This is a genomic window from Brevibacillus sp. FIR094, assembly GCF_050477165.1.
Classification (GTDB): domain Bacteria; phylum Bacillota; class Bacilli; order Brevibacillales; family Brevibacillaceae; genus Brevibacillus.
Map to the genome: position 1 here is coordinate 1 of NZ_JBEAES010000100.1, position 384 is coordinate 384.

Annotated in this window: 3 tRNA genes; all 3 read left to right on the top strand. The window is 52.1% G+C overall.

Annotated features, from left to right (window positions below):
* The first annotated feature begins 5 nt into the window (after window positions 1-5).
* The 3 genes from ACQ5DJ_RS30030 (at window position 6) to ACQ5DJ_RS30040 (ending at window position 325) form a co-directional block, all read left to right on the top strand.
* A tRNA-Tyr gene (locus tag ACQ5DJ_RS30030) sits at window positions 6-90 on the top strand.
* 8 nt (window positions 91-98) lie between these two features.
* Window positions 99-174: transfer RNA gene (locus ACQ5DJ_RS30035), tRNA-Lys, on the top strand.
* Between the two features lie 65 nt (window positions 175-239).
* Window positions 240-325 (top strand) — tRNA-Leu (locus tag ACQ5DJ_RS30040).
* Window positions 326-384: the final 59 nt, after the last annotated feature.

Consider the following 384-nt stretch of genomic DNA (forward strand, 5'->3'; position numbering starts at 1 on the left):
AAAATGGGGAGATAGTGAAGTGGCTAAACACGGCAGACTGTAAATCTGCTCCCTCCGGGTTCGGCGGTTCGAATCCGTCTCTCCCCACCATTTTTCATGAGCCATTAGCTCAGTTGGTAGAGCATCTGACTTTTAATCAGAGGGTCGAAGGTTCGAGTCCTTCATGGCTCACCAGTTTTTATAAACCCGAAAAGTGAAAGTCAGCTTGTTAACAGCTCTGGCTACTTGGATGGGAAAATGCGGTCGTGGCGGAATGGCAGACGCGCTGGCTTCAGGTGCCAGTGGTGGCAACACCGTGGAGGTTCAAGTCCTCTCGACCGCACCAAGAAATATGCGGACGTAGCTCAATTGGTAGAGCGTCGCCTTGCCAAGGCGAAGGTCGAG